The organism is Phycicoccus sp. HDW14, assembly GCF_011383005.1.
Classification (GTDB): domain Bacteria; phylum Actinomycetota; class Actinomycetes; order Actinomycetales; family Dermatophilaceae; genus Phycicoccus.
On record NZ_CP049935.1, the window covers coordinates 3,273,539 to 3,290,233 of the forward strand.

A 16,695-nucleotide genomic window follows, 5' to 3' on the forward strand; every position below is an offset into this window, starting at 1 on the left:
GGTCAGCCCCCGGCCTCGGCGGACTTCTGGAGCTTGTCGAGGGTGGCCTTCGGGTCACCGGTGATGCCGCCACCGAGGTTCTGCTGCACGGCGAGCTTGACCTTGTCCCACGTCGGGTCGTCGGTGGGGGTCAGGCGGGCGTTCGGCAGGGTGTCGAGGTAGACCTTGAGCTTGTCGTCCTTCTGGAAGTACTCGACGCCCGAGGTCGTCACCGGGAGGAAGCCCTCCTTCTCGATGAACGTGTTGATCTGGTCCTTCGAGTAGTAGAGCTCGTAGAACGCCTTGACCGCGTCCTGGTTGCCCTTCTTCTTGAAGGCCATGAGGTAGTCGGTGACACCGAAGGTCTTGCTCTCGGAACCGTCGTTGCTCGGGAACGGCGCGACCGCGTACTTGACGGTGCCGTCCTTGTCGAGGTCACCGGCCAGCGGCGAGAAGCCGACGACCATCCCGGCCTTGCCCGACTTGAAGAGGTCGAAGGCGTCGGCGCGGTTGGTGCGGGCAGGGTTCGACTGCGTGAGACCGGCCGCCGCGAGCTTCTTCATGAAGGTCAGGGTCTCGACGTTCTTGTCCGAGTTGATCGACCACGTGCCGTCGGTCTTCCAGTCGCCGCCGTTGTTGAACAGCCACATCGAGAACTCGCCCTGCGACTCCTCCGGGCCGAGCGGCATCGCGTAGCCGGTGTTGCCGGTCGCCTTGACCTTCTGGGCGTCGGCCTCGAGCTCGGCCCAGGTCGTCGGCGGGCCGAGATGCCGGCCTTGCTGAAGAGGTCGGTGTTGTAGAAGAGCGCGCGGGCGCTGCTGAGGTCCGGGAAGCCGTAGAACTTGCCGTCGTAGGTGCCGTACTTGACGAAGGTCGGGAGGATGTCGGACTTGACCTCCGAGGGCAGGACGTCGTCGGCGCTGTAGAGCAGGCCGTCCTTGGCGTAGCTGGCGTACGCGTTGAGGTTGAGGATGTCCGGCGGCTGGTTGTTCTGGATCATCGTCGAGGACTGCTGGTCGATGTTGTCCCAGCTGACGACGTTGACGTCGAGCGTGTACCCGTACTTGCTCTTGTACTCCTTGGCGAAGGCGTCCCAGAACGCCTTGGTGTTGTCCTTGGAGTACTCGGCGGCCATGAGGGTGATGGTCGTGGCCTTGTCGCCGCTGCCGCCCGAGTCACCCCCGGCGTCGCCCGCACCACTGCCCCCGCCACACGCGCCGAGCAGCAGCGCCGGGACGAGCGCCCCGACCGCGACCGCGGCCCTTGTCGACTTCCCCATGTCACGTCCTCGTCTCTCTCGCAGGCACCCGGGCGTCCGGGGCGTCGAGGTGGGTCGTCCGCGGCGCGCTCGGCCGGGACGAGGGGCGGTCGCCGGGGCGACCCTGCCCTCGAGCCCGTGGCCGGAAACTCACCATGGACAGTTACGAATGATTCGTAAATAATCGTCCCCGACCGGACCCGCGTCAAGACCTTCGGGGGAGGAACCTCGTGAGCGACACCGCACCGGTGGCCAAGGGGCCGCACGTGCTGCGGGGCATGAACCGTGCCGCCCTCCTCGACGCCCTCCGGCGCAGCGAGGGACCGGTGAGCCTCGCCGAGCTCGTCGCCCTCACGTCGCTGTCCCGGCCCGCGACGACGCGCTCCGTCGACGACCTGGTCGACCTCGGCCTCGTCGAGCGCACCGCCTCCCGGTCCGAGGGTGCCGTCGGCCGGCCGGCCCAGCGGGTCCGCTTCCGGCACGAGCTGGGCTGTGTCGCAGGCGTCCAGGTGAGCGCGCACGAGGTGCATGCCGTGCTCGCCGACCTCGGTGGCACCGTCGTCTCCGAGGTCCGGACGGCGACGACGGCCGTCGCCGACGAGGTCCTCGGGGCCGTGCTCGACGCCCTGCGCACGGTCGTCGCCGCGGACACCTCGGCCACCGGGCTGTGGGCCATCGGCATCGGGACGACGGGGGTCGTCGACGTCGGCACCGGACGGATCCGGACGGCCTCGAACATCCCCGGATGGAGCGCGCTGCCCGTCACGGACCGGGTCGCCGAGGCGTTCGGGTGCCCGGTCCTCATCGACAACGACGTGCGCCTCGCGGCCCTCGCCGAGCGGACCGTCGGGGTCGCCCGAGGCATCGACACCTTCGCCTTCGTCCACTGGGACGAGCAGATCGGCACCGGCCTCGTCATCGACGGGACGCCGTACCGCGGCGCGACGATGGCCTCCGGCGAGCTCGGCCTCGTCGACGTGTTCCGCGACCCGGACGGTGCGGCGTCGGACGGCTCCTCCCTCCGCGAGGGCAGCCCGGGACCGTTCGAGCGACGGGTCTCGACCCTGGCCGTGCAGGCCCTCGCCGCCGACCTCGCGGAGCACGACCCGCTGGTCGCGTCCGCGCTGGTGGGCACAGAGCCCGCCGACGTGCTCGGCGCGCTGGTGCGGGCCGCGGACGCCGGGAGCGCCGAGGCGGCGGCGGCCGTGGAGCGGCTCGTCGGCTGGTTCTGCGCGGGCGTCGCCGCCCTCGTCCTCGTCGTCGACCCCGGGACGGTCGTCCTCGGCGGACGCACGAGCCGGGTCGGCCGGCCCCTCGCCGACGCCGTCCGCACCGAGCTCGGCCGCCGGACGCTGGACCCGCCGCGGGTGCTGCTCTCCGGCCTCGGGGACTCGGCGGTCGCGACCGGTGCCGTGCGGCTGGCCCTCACGGTGGTCGAGGCGCGCCTGGGTGACGCGGTGGCCGCGCCGTGACGGCCGACGGTGCGACGGCCGACGGTGCGACGGCCGCCGGTGCGACGGCCGACGGTGCGACGGCCGCCGGTGTCGACGTCGGCGGGACCCGCATCAAGGCCGTGCTGCGTCGTGGCGACGTCGTCCTCGGCCGCCACGTCGAGCCGACGCCGGCCGACATCGCCTCGACGATGGGCCCCACGGTGGCGCGGGTGCTCGAGCGGCTCGTCGCGTCGGTCGAGGGGGCGCCGGCGCCGCAGCGCGTGGGGCTGGTCGTGCCCGGCCTCGTCGACGAGGCCGGCGGGCACGGAGTGTGGTCGGCGAACCTCGGCTGGAGCGACCTCGACCTGCGCGGTGCCCTCGCGGTCCACGTCACCCCCGAGGTCGTCATCGGGCACGACGTGCGCGCCGGCCTGCTCGCCGAGCACCTGCTCGGCGCGGCCCGCGGCGTCGACGACGTGCTCTTCGTCCCCCTCGGCACCGGGCTGGCCGTGGCCCTGATGACGGGCGGCCGGGTGGTGCGCGGCAGCACCTGGACGGGTGAGCTCGGCCACGTGCGCGTCCAGCCGGACGGCCCCGAGTGCGGCTGCGGCCGACGCGGCTGCCTCGAGGTCGTCGCGGGCGCCACGGCCGTCGGACGTCGCTGGCGCGAGGCCGGACGGTCGGGGGACGCCTCCGACGTCGCGGCCGGGGTGGTCGCCGAGGACCCGGTGGCGAGCACCATCTGGCACGAGGCGGTGGGCTTCCTCGCCGGCGCCCTGGCCCCCGTGGTCGCCTCTGCCGGAACGCGACTCGTCGTCGTCGGCGGAGGGATGGCCGAGGCCGGACCGACCCTCCTCGACCCGTTGCACGCCGCGCTCACCGAGCTGCTGCCCGACCCGGACGGCGTCGCCGTGGTGCGGGCCGCCCTCGGCGAGTGGGCCGGGGCCATCGGGGCCAGCCACCTCGCGCCGACCGCACCCCCGGCGCCGCCCACGGCCGACGGCGCGGACCCCGTCCGAGCGACCCTGTCCGTGACGGTGCCCGACCTGCCGTAGACTGGTGCGCGGTGGGTCCGCCCGGTTCTGCAGCGGACACCCCTTCTTTGATGTCGATGCCATCGTGACGGACCCCGGTCCGGCCACGGCGCCGCGGCCCCAGAGCCCGCCCGGCAGAACATCCACCTCGTCGCTGCCGACGGCTCGCCCCGCGCTGCGACACCACAGACCTTGGAGTTCCCGTGTCCCACGACACCTTCGGCGCGCTCGGCGTGCCCGCCCCCCTCGTCGACGTGCTCGCCACCGGCGGCATCACGACGCCCACGCCCATCCAGGCCGCGACCCTCCCCGACTCGCTCGCGGGCCGGGACGTGCTCGGCCGGGGCCGCACCGGCTCCGGCAAGACCGTGGCCTTCCTCCTGCCCCTGCTCACCCGCCTCGCCGCGAGCCGTTCGCCGCGGGCGCCCAAGCGTCCCCGGGCGCTCGTCCTGGCCCCCACCCGCGAGCTGGCCACCCAGATCGACGACGCGATGGCCCCGCTCGCGAAGACCCTCGGCCTCACCTCGTGCACGATCTTCGGCGGGGTCGGCCAGGGCCCGCAGGTCGCGAACCTGCGCCGCGGCGTCGACGTCGTCGTCGCCTGCCCCGGCCGGCTCGAGGACCTCATCGGCCAGGGCCACGTCTCGCTCGGCGCCGTCGAGGTGACGATCATCGACGAGGCCGACCACATGGCCGACCTCGGCTTCCTCCCGCAGGTCCGGCGCCTGCTCGACGCCACGCCCGAGCGCGGCCAGCGGATGCTGTTCTCCGCCACGCTCGACGGCGGCATCAGCGTCATCGCCCGCCGCTACCTGCACGACCCGGTGACCCACGAGGCCGACTCCGCGCAGTCCCCGGTCTCGACGATGGAGCACCACGTGCTGCACGTCAGCCACGACGCACACTTCCCCGTCCTCGTCGACCTCACCGCCGCCCCGGGGCGCACCGTCGTCTTCACCCGCACCAAGCACCGCGCCAAGAAGCTGGCCCGCCAGCTCAACGGCTCGGGGGTGCCGGCCGTCGAGCTGCACGGCAACCTCAGCCAGGGCGCGCGCACCCGGACGATGGAGGCCTTCCACAGCGGCGCCGCCCGCACGCTGGTCGCCACCGACATCGCCGCCCGCGGCATCCACGTCGACGACGTCGCCCTCGTCATCCACGCCGACCCGCCGGTCGAGCACAAGGCCTACCTCCACCGCTCCGGACGCACCGCGCGCGCCGGCGCCTCGGGCACCGTCATCACGCTGATGACCGACGACCAGGTCCGCGACGTCCGCGACCTGACCCGCAAGGCCGGCATCCGCGCCACGACGACCCGGGCCGGCGCCACGCACCCCGTGCTGCGCGAGCTCGCCCCGGGCGAGCGCACCTTCGAGGGCGCGTTCGTCTTCGCCGGGGCCTCCGAGTCCTCGGGCTCGCGTGGCGGCGGTGGCGCTCGCGGCGGCCGTGGTGGTCGCGGCTCGGGTGCCGGTCGGAGCGAGGGTTCGGGCCAGCGCCGTGCGGGTGGTCCGCGTCGCGCGCGTGGCCCGCGCGCCGAGGCCGGCAGCGGCCAGGGCGCCCCGCGCTCGGGGTCGGCCGCGCAGGCGTCGGGCCAGAAGCGCTCGGGCCAGGGTCGTCCGGCCGGTGGCCGCGGTGCTGCCGGTCAGGGTGGCGCGCGTCGTGGCCAGGGCGGCGGTCGTCCGCAGGGCGGCGGTCGCTCCGGTGGTGGCGCCGCCGGGTTCTCCGAGCGCGCCGGCGGCCGCTCCCGCTGACCCGCCACCTGCACGTCCCCGACCCCCGAACCCTCCGCGGGTCCCCCCTGCGCGAATGTGTGTGAACTCGCCGGTACATCCCGGCGTGTTCACACACATTCGCGGAAGAGGGCAGGGTCCGCCGGGGCTCAGGCGGGGGGTGCCGGGTCGACCTCGACGTGGGGTCGGCGCTGCCACTGCGCCCAGTCGTCGCTGACCTCGGCCGCGGTGCGCTGGAGCATCGGCAGCAGGTCGTCGACCAGCCGCTCGGTGGAGGTCTCGGCGGCGTGCACGGTGACGTTCATCGCCGCCCGCACGGTGCCGGTGCCGTCGCGCACCGGGACCGCGACCGAACGCACGCCCGGCGCGAGCTCCTCGTCGGCGAGCGCCCAGCCGCGCGCCCGCACCCGCGCCAGCTCGTCGTCGAGCTCGTCGCGCACCGGCTCGCGATGGCCCCGCAGCCCCGAGCGGCTCGGCTGTGCGAGAACGGCATCGAGCTCGTCGGGTGTGAGCGCCGCGAGCAGCACCTTGCCCTGTGAGGTCGGCGGCGCCGGGAAGCGCGTCCCCACCTCGACCCGCAGGGCGATGATCTTGGGCACGGAGACGCGCGCGACGTAGACGATGTCGGAGCCGTCGAGCTGGGCCATCGACGAGGACTCCCCGGTGCGGGCCACGAGCGCCTCGAGCCGCGGCCGGGCGATGTCCCAGAGCCCGAGCGAGGCGACGTAGGCCGTCCCGAGCGAGAGCACCCGCGGCGTCAGCGCGTACGCACCGTCGCGCGAGCGGACGAAGCCGAGCTCCTCGAGCGTGAGCAGCAGGCGGCGGGCCGTGGGCCGGGCCAGGCCGGTCGCCTGCGCCACCTCGCTCAACGACCGCTCGGGGTGCTCGCGGTCGAAGCAGGCGATGACGTCGAGCCCGCGCGCGAGCGCCTCGACGAAGTCCGGTCCCTCACCGCGCCCAGCCATCGCTGCTGCTCCCTCCTGACGACCCGACCGCTGCGCGCCGCACCCTACGCGGTCACGACCGCGCGCCGGGAGCGCTGCTCAGCCCTGGTCGCCCGCGCCCGGCTCGCCGAAGACCGTGCCGCGCGCGAGCGTGGTGTCGGTGCGGAAGTCGGTGTACTGGTACGGGTTGTCGAGCACCTTCCCGTCGTCGTCGGGCAGCGCGGGGTTCATCCCGTCCTGCCAGGCCTGCTCGCCCATCTCTGAGACGAGGTGCTCGACGGTGGCCTCGGCCCGGCGCCGGAGCGCGTCGAGGTCGCACCCCACGAGGCGGCCCTCGTGCTTGACCACGCGGCCGTCGACGAGCACGGTGTGCACGTCGCCGCGCTGGGCCTGGAACGCGACGTGGCCGTAGGGGTTGAGCACGGGGAAGGACACCGGCGAGGCGTCGTTGCGGAGGAGGACGACGTCGGCCTTGGCACCCGGCACGATGCGCCCGATCTCGTCGCGGCCGAGGGCCCGGGCGCCGCCGCGCGTCGCCCAGTCGACGACCTGCTCGGCGCGCAGGTGCACGTTGGTCACGGTGTCGCCGGCCGCGTGCGCCTCGAGGTGCTCGCGCGAGCGGTCGGCGCCGAGGGTCGTGCGCATCGCGGAGAAGAGGTCGCCGCTCCACCAGACGCTGGTGTCCATCGAGAGCGCCACCGGGATGCCGTGCCGGCGCAGCTGCCAGGTGGGCGGGTAGCCCTGGCCGGCGCTCTGCTCGGACTCGGTCGACACCGACACCGTGCCTCCGGTGGCCGCGATGCGGTGGTAGGAGTCGGCGGCCAGCGTGGCGGCGTGCACGTAGACGGTGCGCTCGTCCATGAAGCCGTTCTCGTGCATGAGCCGGATGCCGTCGTCGTTCGTGGCACCCCACACGCCGGCGTGCGTCGTCACCGGGAGGTCGAGCTCGCGGGCGACCTCGAAGGCCGGGCGCTCGGGGAAGGCGGGGTCGCCGGTGACGTCGAAGGCCAGCTGCCAGCCGTACAGGTCGCCGCGGCGGCGCTCGAGGAAGGAGCGCACGTCGGGGTCGGCGGTCCACTCCCACGGCCCGGCCTGGATGTTGCCGTAGCCGAGGACGAAGCGGCCCGGCACGGCCTGGAGCGCGTCGACGGCGGCCTCGGCGTGCTCGACCGACTGGAGGCCGTGCGACCAGTCGACGGTGGTCGTCACCCCGGCCTCGAGGGCGTCCCACGCCGAGAGCAGGTTGCCGGTGTGCACGTCCTCGGGGCGGAAGCGCCGGCCGTGCTCGAGGTAGTACCAGACGAAGTACTGGGTCAGCGTCCAGTCGGCGCCGTAGCCGCGCATCGCGGTCTGCCACATGTGCCGGTGGGTGTCGACCATGCCGGGCATGACGATGCCGCCGGCCGCGTCGACCTCCAGGGCGCCGTCCGGCGCAATGAGGCCGTGCCCGACCTCGGCGATGCGGTCGCCGACGACGAGCACGTCGCCGCCGGTGAGCACGCTGTGGGTGTCGTCCATCGTCAGCACCGTGGCGTTCCGGAACAGCACCGGACGACCGTCGGCCACCTCGTCGTGAGCCATGACCTCTCCCGTTCAGTTCGTGCGGACGGCTGTCCGTCCAGCGGCACCCCTGTGCCGTCGCAGCCACTGTGGGCGCGCTCGGGCCGTCGTGTCAAGGGGCCGCGCGTGGGGACTGCATGCCCTGTGCACGAGCCCTTGACAGCCGCCGCTCCGCGCGGCGAGACTCAGGAGGGCCAGATGCGGACAGGTGTCCGCGATTCGCCACGTGGAGCAGGAGGAGCCGCGATGACCACCAGGTCCGGACCGCTCGCCGGCCTGCTCGTCGCCGACTTCTCGCGCATCCTCGCCGGGCCCTACGCGACGATGCTGCTCGCCGACCTCGGGGCCGAGGTGGTCAAGGTCGAGTCCCCCGGCGGTGACGACACGCGCACGTGGAGCCCGCCGGTGCGCGAGGGTGTCTCGACGTACTACCTCGGCGTCAACCGCAACAAGCGCTCGGTGGCCCTGGACCTCAAGGACGAGGGCGACCTCGCCGCCGCCCGTGAGCTCGCGCGCCGGGCCGACGTCCTCGTCGAGAACTTCAAGCCCGGGGGCCTGGCCCGCTTCGGCCTCGACTACGACACCGTCGCGGCGGGCAACCCCGGCGTCGTCTACGCCTCGATCAGCGGGTTCGGCAGCGGCCCCGGTGGTCGCGAGCTGCCCGGCTACGACCTCATGGTGCAGGCCATCTCGGGGCTGATGAGCCTCACCGGCGCCCCGGACGGCCCACCGTTCCGCGCCGGCATCTCGGTCTTCGACGTCATGGCCGGCCTGCACGCGAGCATCGGGGTGCTCGCCGCCCTCCACGCCCGCGAGGCCTCCGGGCGCGGCCAGCACGTCGAGGTCAACCTCCTGTCCTCGGCCCTGTCCGGGCTGGTCAACCAGTCGAGCGCCTTCGTGGCCGGCGGGGTCGTGCCGACCCGGATGGGCAACAGCCACCCGAGCCTGTTCCCGTACGAGCCGATGCCCTGCGCGGACGGCGACCTCATCATCACGGCGGGCAACAACGGCCAGTTCCGCCGGCTCGTGGAGGTGCTGGGCGTGCCCGAGCTCGCCGACGACGCACGCTTCCGCGGCAACGAGGACCGCACCGCCCACCGCGACGAGCTGCGCCCCCTGCTCGTCGAGCGGCTCGCGACCCGCACGACGATGGAGTGGTTCCGCGACATCACCGCGGCCGGGGTGCCGTGCGGGCCGATCAACACCGTCGACGGGGGAGTGGCCTTCGCCGAGTCGGTCGGGCTCGAGCCCGTCGTCGTCGTCGGGCAGGGCACGGACGCGGTGCCGTCGGTGCGCAACCCCATCCGGCTCTCGGCCTCGCCACCGGACTACGTGCTGCCGCCGCCGTCCCTCGACGAGCACGGCGAGGAGATCCGCCGCTGGCTCGCCACCCCGCCCGACGACGCCGAGGAGACCGACGCATGAGCACCTACCCCACGTCGCTCGGCACCTCGAGCGCCGACGAGATCCGGCTGCTCGGCCAGGACCTCACCGCCGACCTGATGGGCGAGGTCGGGTTCGGCGAGCTCGCGTTCTGGCTCGTCGCGATGCGCCGCCCGACCCCGTCGGAGGTGAGGGTCTTCGAGGCCGTCCTCGTCGCCCTGGCCGACCACGGGTTCACCCCGACGGCGATCGCCGCCCGGCTCACCTACCTCTCGGCGCCCGACTCGCTCCAGGGAGCGCTGGCCGCCGGGCTGCTCGGCGGCGGGTCGCGCTTCCTGGGCGTCACCGAGGACTGCGGCGCCTTCCTCGACGCCGTCGTCACCGACCTCGGCGACGACCTCCCGACCACCGACGAGCAGTGGGACGCCGTCGCGCTCGACGCGGTGCGCCGCACGAAGGAGGCGGGTCGGTTCGTCCCCGGCCTGGGCCACCCGGTGCACAAGCAGGGCGACCCCCGCACCCCGGTCCTCGTCCGGATCGCCGAGGAGGAGGGCCTGCGCGGCCCGCACCTGCGGCTGTTCGAGGCGGTCGGCCGCGTGCACGAGCAGGTGCTCGGGAAGAGGTTGCCGCTCAACGGTGCCGGAGTGTGCGGAGCGGCGCTGGCCGACCTCGGCCTCCCCGTCGAGCTACTGCGCGGCTTCGCCCTCCTGGCCCGGGCTGCCGGCCTGCTCGGCCAGCTCGCCGAGGAGCGCCGCCGCCCCATCGGGATGGACGTGTACCTGTCCGTCGACCGGCACGCCGAGTACGTGGACCCCCAGAGCTGACCGCAGGGAAGGAGACCCTCCATGGCGAAGGTCGTCGCCGTCATCGCCTCGACGCACCATCCGTTCTACTACCGCGCGAGCACCGCTGTGGGAGAGGATCGCCCACCGTTCGCCGACGAGTGGGTGGCCAAGATCGAGCGCTTCCGCGAGACGCTGACGAAGGCACGTCCAGACGTGCTCGTCATGGTCGGCAGCGACCACTTCCACCAGCTCTGGCTCGACAACATGCCGCAGTTCCTCGTCGGCAAAGCGCCTGTCTACGATGCCAACTGGTACAACGAGGAGCGGGAGTTCGGCCTACCGAGGTTCCGCCTCGAGGGCCACGAAGAGCTGTCGTCGCACATCCTGCGCGGCGGGCTCGACTCCGGGTTCGACCTCGCGTTCAGCAACGAGCTGCGCATCGACCACTCGATCACCTGCCCGATCATCACGCTGCGGCCCGAGGCCGACCTGCCGATCGTGCCGATCTACACGAACATCTTCGCGCCGCCGCTGCCGCAGCCGAAGCGCTTCGTCGAGCTGGGCCGCACCATCCGCGAGCTCGTCGAGTCGTGGCCCAGTGACCAGCGCGTCGCCGTCATCGGCACCGGGCACCTGTCCCTCGAGCTCGGCGGGCCGCGCCAGTTCGGCCCGCACGGCCCCGACCCCGACTTCGACCGCAAGGCCGTCGAGTGGATCGCCAACGGCGACCTCGAAGGCTGCCTCGGCGAGGTCACGCTCGACAGCCTCCACCTGCCGGGCAACGCGACCCACGGCTTCATGGACTTCATGCTGATGATGGGCGTCGCGGGTCAGGGCGTGCGCGCCGACCACGTCGACTCCCTCGACCTGTTCCACACGATGGAGGCCTACTTCACCTGGTACCCGGACGGAGCGCCGACATGAGCAAGTACCTGCTCAACAAGTTCCTGTACACGGTCGACCGCGACCCCGAGCTCGTCGAGCGCTACCGCGAGGACGGCGAGGCGTTCGTCGCGTGGTGGGAGGAGACCCAAGCGAACCGGATCCTCAACGTCATCGACGGGGAGGCCAGCACCTGGCTGGCCTTCACCGGCCCGGAGCGCGCGGCCCTCGCGGCGCACGACCACGTCGCGCTCTTCCAGCTGGGCGCCCACCCGTTCCTCACGCTGACCCTCTTCATCGCGATGTTCGAGCGCGACCACCCCGAGCCACTGTCGTACCAGAAGGGCTACGGGGAGGCCCTCGCGCACCTGTCGCTGCCCTACCCCGACATCGCGACCTGACGTGCGCGCCGCGACGCTGACCGCCCACGGCCACCCGCCGGGGGTGACCGAGCGCGCCGATCCCGACGGCCTCGGCGAGGGCGAGGTGCTCGTCGAGGTCACCGCGGTCCCCATCACCCCGCTGGACCTCCTCTGCGCCTCCGGCACCTCGTACTTCGGCCCGCCCGCGCTGCCCTACGTACCCGGGGTCCAGGGTGTCGGCCTCGTGCTCCGCGGCCCGGACGGGCTCGTCGGCCGGCGGGTCTGGTTCCCGACGACCGCGGGGATGGCCCCGGGCGACGGGGCGATGGCGACGCTGGCCCGCGCCGGGGCCGCGTCGGTCGTCGTGGTCGAGGCGGCCGTCGACGACACGGTCGTGGCGGCCCTGGGGCTGTCGGCCGTCTCGGCCTGGGAGGTGCTCGAGCGCCGGGCCGCCCTCGTCGCCGGCGAGACGGTGCTCGTGCTGGGCGCCGGCGGTGCCGTCGGGCAGGCCGCGGTCGGAGCGGCCCGGGTGCTCGGGGCGGGCCGGGTGGTCGCCGCGGCGCGTTCGGGCGAGGCGCTCGAGCGGGCGCGCGCGCTGGGCGCCGACGAGGTGGTCGAGCTGCACAGTGGGGAGGATGCCGCCGCCCTGACGACCCGGCTCTCGGCGACCGTCGAGCGCGGGTTCGACGTCGTCGTCGACCCGCTGGCCGGCGTCCCCGGCAGCGCCGCCGTCGGGGCGCTGGCGGCGGGTGGGCGGCTGGTCAACCTCGGCAGCAGCGCCGGACCGGCCCTGTCCGTCGACTCCGCGGTCGTCCGCAGCCGCTCGGCCGCCGTGCTCGGCTACACCAACGTCTCGCTGACGGCCGCCCGCCAGGCCGAGGTCCTCACGACGGTGCTGGAGCACGCGGCGGCGGGGAGCATCGCCGTCGCGCACGACGTGGTCCCGCTCGACGAGGTGGGCGCGGCGTGGGCGGAGGTGGCCGCCGGCCGGGCCCGCCACCGGGTCGTCCTCGTCCCCTGACCCCCGTTCCTCCCGCGGATGTGTGTGAACACGCCGGCGGCTCCCGGCGTGTTCACACACATCCGCGGCAGGAGGGAAGCGGCGGGTGGGGACGCGACGAGGCCCCCGGTCGCGGATCGCTCCACGGCCGGGGGCCTCGTCGTCGGTCAGCGCAGGCGCAGCGTCGACGTCACCGACTGACCCGTCGCGGGCAGCGTGGTGCCCAGCGCGTACGTGCCCTTGGCCAGGCCGGACGTGCGGACCGCACCGACCCAGAGTGGCCCGACGGCCGACAGGGTGGTCCGGGACACCACCGTCGAGCCCTGCGTCAGCGTGACGACGGGCGCGGCGGTGGAGGCGAACCGGCCGTCGCAGTCACGGACGAGGGCGATGACCGGCACCGGAACCCCGCGCGACAGCGTGAGCGTCGACCCGGCCGTGGGCACGACGTCGAGGCGGTACTCGACGACGACCTGCGCGGTCGTGGTCGCCACGTTGCCCCGGCTGTCGGTGACGGTGACCGTCGCCGTGTGCTGCCCGGCCGTCGCGTACGTGTGCCCGATGGTGCGGGTGCCGGTGACGCCCTCGACCGTCGAGGTCGTGCCGTCACCCCACTCGACCTTCACCGTCGCCGTGTCGCGCGGGTCGGTGACCGTGACCTTGAGCTGGGCGTTGTCCCGACCGCAGGAGACCGAGCCGTCGACGAACGCGGCGTCGACGCGCGGCGGGCCGTCCGGGGCGAGCCCGACGATCACCGGGTCGTGGTCCGAGACGCGGTACTGGTCGGGCGCGTAGAGCGAGCCGACCTGGGCCGCGGACTTGAACTCCGTGTTGTAGTCGAGGATCGCCGGCTCGTCGGAGTTGATGTGGTAGTCACCGACCCCGGTCACCTGCCCGACGAGCGACGCCGAGCCGAGCGCGTGGTCGAGGTAGCCCCACTGCCCGTCGAAGGCGTACGAGTAGGCGTCCTCGCCCTGGTACTTGCGCACGAGGTTGGTGAAGCCGCCCGCCTCGAGGGTGCGGATCGGGTCCTCCTTGGCGTAGGAGTTGTAGTCGCCGACGAGCAGGACGTCGTCGTCACCGGTGCCGGTGGGGTCGGTGCCGAGCCACTGCAGCAGCGCCTTGACCGAGTTGGTCCGGACGACGTTGCAGTTGCCCTGTCCGTCACCGGCATCCGCGACCTCGCAGGCCGAGCCCTTGGACTTCAGGTGGTTGACGTCGACGATGAACACGCCGCCGGTCGCGTTGACCTTCCACGCCTGGGCGAGGGAGGGACGGGCCCGCGGGGCGCTGTCGCCGCCGTTGACGAACTCCGGGGTGTTGAGCACCGAGGTGTTGCCGACCGGCGTGACGACGGACGGCTTGTAGATCGTCCCGACCTTGATGGCGTCCGAGCCGAGCACGTCGGTGCCACCGGTGCGGGCGTCGACGTCGAGGTACGCGTACGTCCCCGGCGCCGTGGCCGCGTTGAGCCGCCCGACGAGGTCGGCGAGCGCGCTGCTCGGGCCGTACCCGTCGTTCTCGATCTCGTTGACGCCGAACACGTCCGCGTCGAGCGCCTTCATCGCGGCGACCGTCTTGGCCGCCTGCCGCTCGAACTCCGCCGCGTTGTTCGCGCCGCGGCAGTCGGTGGCGGCACCGGCCGTCCCGGCGGTGCAGCCGGAGAAGGTGTTGAAGTAGTTGAGCAGGTTCATCCCGACGACCTGGACGTCGCCGCCCACGTCCGGCACGGACGACGGCCGCGGGTTGGCCGCCTCGAAGCGGATGCCGGCACCGGTCTGGTCGACCGGCCGCAGCCGGTAGGCGTTGCCGCTGGCGGCGTTCCCGGCCCACGTGTAGGTCATGACGCCGGTGGCGCCGGTGACGGTGTCGCCGCCGCGCAGGGTGTTCTCGGCCGACAGCGGCTGCCCGCCACGACCCCAGATGATCGGGTCGGGGTTCTGGGCCTGGGTGGCGTCGTCGACGATCAGGCGGTTGAGGGTGTTGGCCGCCTGGAGGGCGAGGGCCTCGGGACCCGGGGCGACGACGTTGGTCGGCTGGCGCAGGCGCCCACCGGAGGAGACGACGACCTGGCCGAAGCGGCCGAGCTGGAAGTGCTCGGTGACCGACAGGGTCTGGGGAAGGTGACCGCCATGCCCTCGTACTGCTCGTAGGCGGTGGCGCTGGCCATCGGGAGGGCGAGCTCGGTGGGCGTCACCGTGCCGGTGCCGCAGACGGTGACACGCGTGGCGTCGGTGGAGATCTGGGTCTGGCCCTGGTTCTCGCCGGCCGTGCCGGTGACCGTCACGACGTCACCGCGAGAGACCAGGTCCTGGTTGCCGCCGTTGAAGACGAAGATGCCGTCGGAGGTGGCGGGGTCGCCGTCCCCGGTGTCCTGGAGGTAGAAGCCGCGCAGGTTCGGGCTGGCGCCCTCGTAGTCGGCGACGACGACGCCGCGCACGGTGGTCGTCTGGCCGGCGAGCGGGGTGGTGTCGCCGGCGCCCTGGACGACGCCGACCTTCGTGGCCGGCAGCGCGCAGCGGTCGACGTCCTCGGGGGTGGAGAAGGACCAGGTGCGGTCGGTGGCCATCGTGTCCGGCGGGTCGTTCGTGTCGACGTCGCTGACCGAGGCGGCGGTGACCGTGACCGTGCACGAGGCGCCGAAGGGCAGGTTCGCGGTCGGGTCGAGGGTGAAGGTCGTCGGGCCGCCGTTCAGGGCGAACGGGACGGCGGAGCCGGCGCAGGTCAGGGAGAAGGCCGAGGCCGGGGCCGTGACCGCCTCGCTGAACGTCACCGTGACGTCCGAGGTCACGGGGGCGGTCGACCCCGCGGCCGGGGTCACGGAGGCGACCGCGGGGGCGTCGTCCTCGACGGGCCCTCCGCCACAGGTGGCGGTGTGCGAGCCGAGCCCGTCGAAGGTGTCCTGCGGGTAGCCGTCCCACTCGGGCACCGGGTCGTACGCGTTCGTCGGGTCGGTGTCACCCACGCACACCTCGGTCTTGCGACGCAGGGTGTGGTTCTGCGTCGTGACGTCGCCGCTTCCCCAGACGACGAAGCCACCGATCTGGCCGATGGAGTCCAGGACCGCACCGCCCTGGCCGCCCTTGCGCAGGACGACGGTGTCGTCGCCGTTGTAGAACGCGCTCGAGGACGTCTGGTCAGCCGCGGCGAGGATCTGAGGGTTCGCCGGCGTGGCCGAGGTGCCCGTGTACGCGAGGACCCAGGTGTCGCCCGGCGCGACCGCGCCCGTCAGGGGGATGGTCAGCCCGGGCGTCGTGTTCGCGTTCGAGTACTGCTGGACGACGTACCCGCCGGCGGCGAGGTCGACGGGGGCGCCCGTCCCGTTGTAGATCTCGAGCGCCTTGTTGTTGCCCGAGCCCTCGACGTACTCCGAGAAGAAGAGGTCGGTGGCGGCGGCCGACGCGGGGGTGGGCGTCAGCGCGACGGGCGCGGCCAGGGCGAGGGCGCCGACGGCCACCCTCACCACGAGCCGACGCAACGGCATGCGGTTCATGCATCCTCCTGGGTCCTGCGGGGAGCGCCGACCTGTCCTCGACGGCTCGACCCGCTCACGGTGGCTCGGAACGTAGCACCGGGAAACGACCTCGACCACTCGAGCGACCACCCGATCCGTGAACGGTCGGCGAACCCTCGATGGACCCGGGCGCGGGTTCACCGGCGGGTCACCCGGAGGACGAGGCAGTCGACGGCAGGCGGCGGGTGGAACGCCGAGCGCGGCACGCGCCGGACCACCGCCACCGAGCACTCGCCGGCCCAGCGCCCGGCTCCCGGGGCGCGCAGCTCGACCCACCGTCGGGCCGCGGCCTGCTGGAGCACCAGGTCGGCCTGCACGAGCCGGGACCCGCGGGACGTCAGGCGGCGCAGCAGCGCGCTCGAGCCGTCGAACGGAGGGTTGCCGACCACCGGAACGGGGTGCGCGGCAGCCGCAGGTCCCGGACGTCGGCGCGCACCACCGTGAGCCGTGGCGAGTCGATGCGCCGCAGGGCGGCCAGGCGACCCGGGTGCAGCTCGACGGCCACGACGCGGGCGCCGCGCGCGAGGAGGTGGCGGGTCAGCGTCCCGGTGCCCGCACCGGGGTCGAGGACGAGGTCGCCCGGCGACACACCGCTGGCGGTGACGACGCGTCGGGCCGTGGAGTCAGAGAGTCGGTGCCATCCCCAGCTCGTGCTCCGCGGGCCGGAGGCGGACACGGCAGGTCACCGTGGTGATCGTGAACATGCGGCGACGGTAGATCGTGACCCGCTGTGCAGCAACGGATTATCAGTGGTCTCGACGGCCGCCGGACCCGGGTGTCGCTCGGGCTCCAGCCGGCGCCTCGTGCCGCTAGCGTGGCCGGAGGGCATTC

General features: G+C 73.6%; 11 protein-coding genes and 3 pseudogenes. 8 read left to right on the plus strand and 6 right to left on the minus strand.

Annotation, left to right across the window (positions count from 1 at the left end; genetic code table 11):
• Positions 1 to 2: 2 nt before the first annotated feature.
• Positions 3 to 1,258 (minus strand): annotated as a pseudogene (locus tag G7075_RS23050) (extracellular solute-binding protein).
• Between the two features lie 209 nt (positions 1,259 to 1,467).
• On the opposite strand from G7075_RS23050, the gene G7075_RS16150 reads away from it, so the two are divergent.
• From G7075_RS16150 to G7075_RS16160, 3 genes are all read left to right on the plus strand, one after another.
• Positions 1,468 to 2,709 carry an ROK family transcriptional regulator gene (locus tag G7075_RS16150; RefSeq protein ID WP_166123359.1) on the plus strand — a complete coding sequence of 414 codons (1,242 nt, stop codon included), beginning with the start codon at positions 1,468 to 1,470 and terminating at the stop codon, positions 2,707 to 2,709.
• Positions 2,706 to 3,725, plus strand: coding sequence for an ROK family protein (locus G7075_RS16155; RefSeq protein ID WP_166123361.1), 1,020 nt, complete (start codon positions 2,706 to 2,708; stop codon positions 3,723 to 3,725). Before G7075_RS16150 ends, G7075_RS16155 begins: the two co-directional genes overlap by 4 nt.
• A 182-nt stretch (positions 3,726 to 3,907) precedes the next feature.
• Positions 3,908 to 5,455 (plus strand): DEAD/DEAH box helicase, encoded by a 1,548-nt coding sequence (locus tag G7075_RS16160; protein ID WP_166123363.1) that lies wholly within the window; start codon positions 3,908 to 3,910, stop codon positions 5,453 to 5,455.
• Positions 5,456 to 5,583: 128 nt separating this feature from the next.
• Here G7075_RS16160 and G7075_RS16165 read toward each other — a convergent pair whose 3' ends face one another.
• Positions 5,584 to 6,399, minus strand: a complete 816-nt coding sequence (locus G7075_RS16165) for an IclR family transcriptional regulator C-terminal domain-containing protein (RefSeq protein ID WP_166123365.1) — start codon at positions 6,397 to 6,399, stop codon at positions 5,584 to 5,586.
• 78 nt (positions 6,400 to 6,477) lie between these two features.
• Positions 6,478 to 7,959, minus strand: coding sequence for an amidohydrolase family protein (locus G7075_RS16170; RefSeq protein ID WP_166123367.1), 1,482 nt, complete (start codon positions 7,957 to 7,959; stop codon positions 6,478 to 6,480).
• A gap of 225 nt (positions 7,960 to 8,184) precedes the next feature.
• On the opposite strand from G7075_RS16170, the gene G7075_RS16175 reads away from it, so the two are divergent.
• Genes G7075_RS16175 through G7075_RS16195 form a run of 5 tightly spaced genes read left to right on the plus strand, consistent with a single transcriptional unit; the run spans position 8,185 to position 12,371 of the window.
• Positions 8,185 to 9,363 carry a CaiB/BaiF CoA-transferase family protein gene (locus G7075_RS16175; RefSeq protein ID WP_166123369.1) on the plus strand — a complete coding sequence of 393 codons (1,179 nt, stop codon included), beginning with the start codon at positions 8,185 to 8,187 and terminating at the stop codon, positions 9,361 to 9,363.
• Complete coding sequence (locus G7075_RS16180) at positions 9,360 to 10,145, plus strand: citryl-CoA lyase (RefSeq protein ID WP_166123371.1); 786 nt, start codon at positions 9,360 to 9,362, stop codon at positions 10,143 to 10,145. The genes G7075_RS16175 and G7075_RS16180 overlap by 4 nt, the downstream gene beginning before the upstream one ends.
• 21 nt (positions 10,146 to 10,166) lie before the next feature.
• Positions 10,167 to 11,030: an extradiol ring-cleavage dioxygenase gene (locus G7075_RS16185; protein ID WP_166123373.1), complete on the plus strand. Its 864-nt coding sequence runs from the start codon at positions 10,167 to 10,169 to the stop codon at positions 11,028 to 11,030.
• Positions 11,027 to 11,389: a hypothetical protein gene (locus G7075_RS16190; RefSeq protein WP_166123375.1), complete on the plus strand. Its 363-nt coding sequence runs from the start codon at positions 11,027 to 11,029 to the stop codon at positions 11,387 to 11,389. Before G7075_RS16185 ends, G7075_RS16190 begins: the two co-directional genes overlap by 4 nt.
• A gap of 43 nt (positions 11,390 to 11,432) precedes the next feature.
• Positions 11,433 to 12,371: a zinc-binding alcohol dehydrogenase family protein gene (locus G7075_RS16195; protein ID WP_205860538.1), complete on the plus strand. Its 939-nt coding sequence runs from the start codon at positions 11,433 to 11,435 to the stop codon at positions 12,369 to 12,371.
• Positions 12,372 to 12,517: 146 nt separating this feature from the next.
• On the opposite strand, the gene G7075_RS21555 is transcribed toward G7075_RS16195, so the two are convergent.
• The 3 genes and pseudogenes from G7075_RS21555 to G7075_RS23055 all read right to left on the minus strand — a co-directional run bounded on the left by G7075_RS21555 (position 12,518) and on the right by G7075_RS23055 (position 16,540).
• Positions 12,518 to 14,563, minus strand: coding sequence for an ExeM/NucH family extracellular endonuclease (locus G7075_RS21555; protein WP_371814253.1), 2,046 nt, complete (start codon positions 14,561 to 14,563; stop codon positions 12,518 to 12,520).
• A gap of 383 nt (positions 14,564 to 14,946) precedes the next feature.
• Positions 14,947 to 15,843: pseudogene (locus tag G7075_RS21560) on the minus strand (lamin tail domain-containing protein); the annotation flags it as partial.
• A gap of 158 nt (positions 15,844 to 16,001) precedes the next feature.
• A pseudogene (locus G7075_RS23055) lies at positions 16,002 to 16,540 on the minus strand (rRNA adenine N(6)-methyltransferase family protein).
• Positions 16,541 to 16,695 lie beyond the last annotated feature (155 nt).

Excerpts from the sequence above, each read along its gene's own strand:
- G7075_RS16180 (WP_166123371.1), top strand. The coding sequence starts at position 9,360 with ATGAGCACCTACCCCACGTCGCTCGGCACCTCGAGCGCCGACGAGATC.
- G7075_RS16185 (WP_166123373.1), top strand. The coding sequence starts at position 10,167 with ATGGCGAAGGTCGTCGCCGTCATCGCCTCGACGCACCATCCGTTCTAC.
- G7075_RS16165 (WP_166123365.1), bottom strand. The coding sequence starts at position 6,399 with ATGGCTGGGCGCGGTGAGGGACCGGACTTCGTCGAGGCGCTCGCGCGC.
- G7075_RS16175 (WP_166123369.1), top strand. The coding sequence starts at position 8,185 with ATGACCACCAGGTCCGGACCGCTCGCCGGCCTGCTCGTCGCCGACTTC.
- G7075_RS16170 (WP_166123367.1), bottom strand. The coding sequence starts at position 7,959 with ATGGCTCACGACGAGGTGGCCGACGGTCGTCCGGTGCTGTTCCGGAAC.
- G7075_RS16190 (WP_166123375.1), top strand. The coding sequence starts at position 11,027 with ATGAGCAAGTACCTGCTCAACAAGTTCCTGTACACGGTCGACCGCGAC.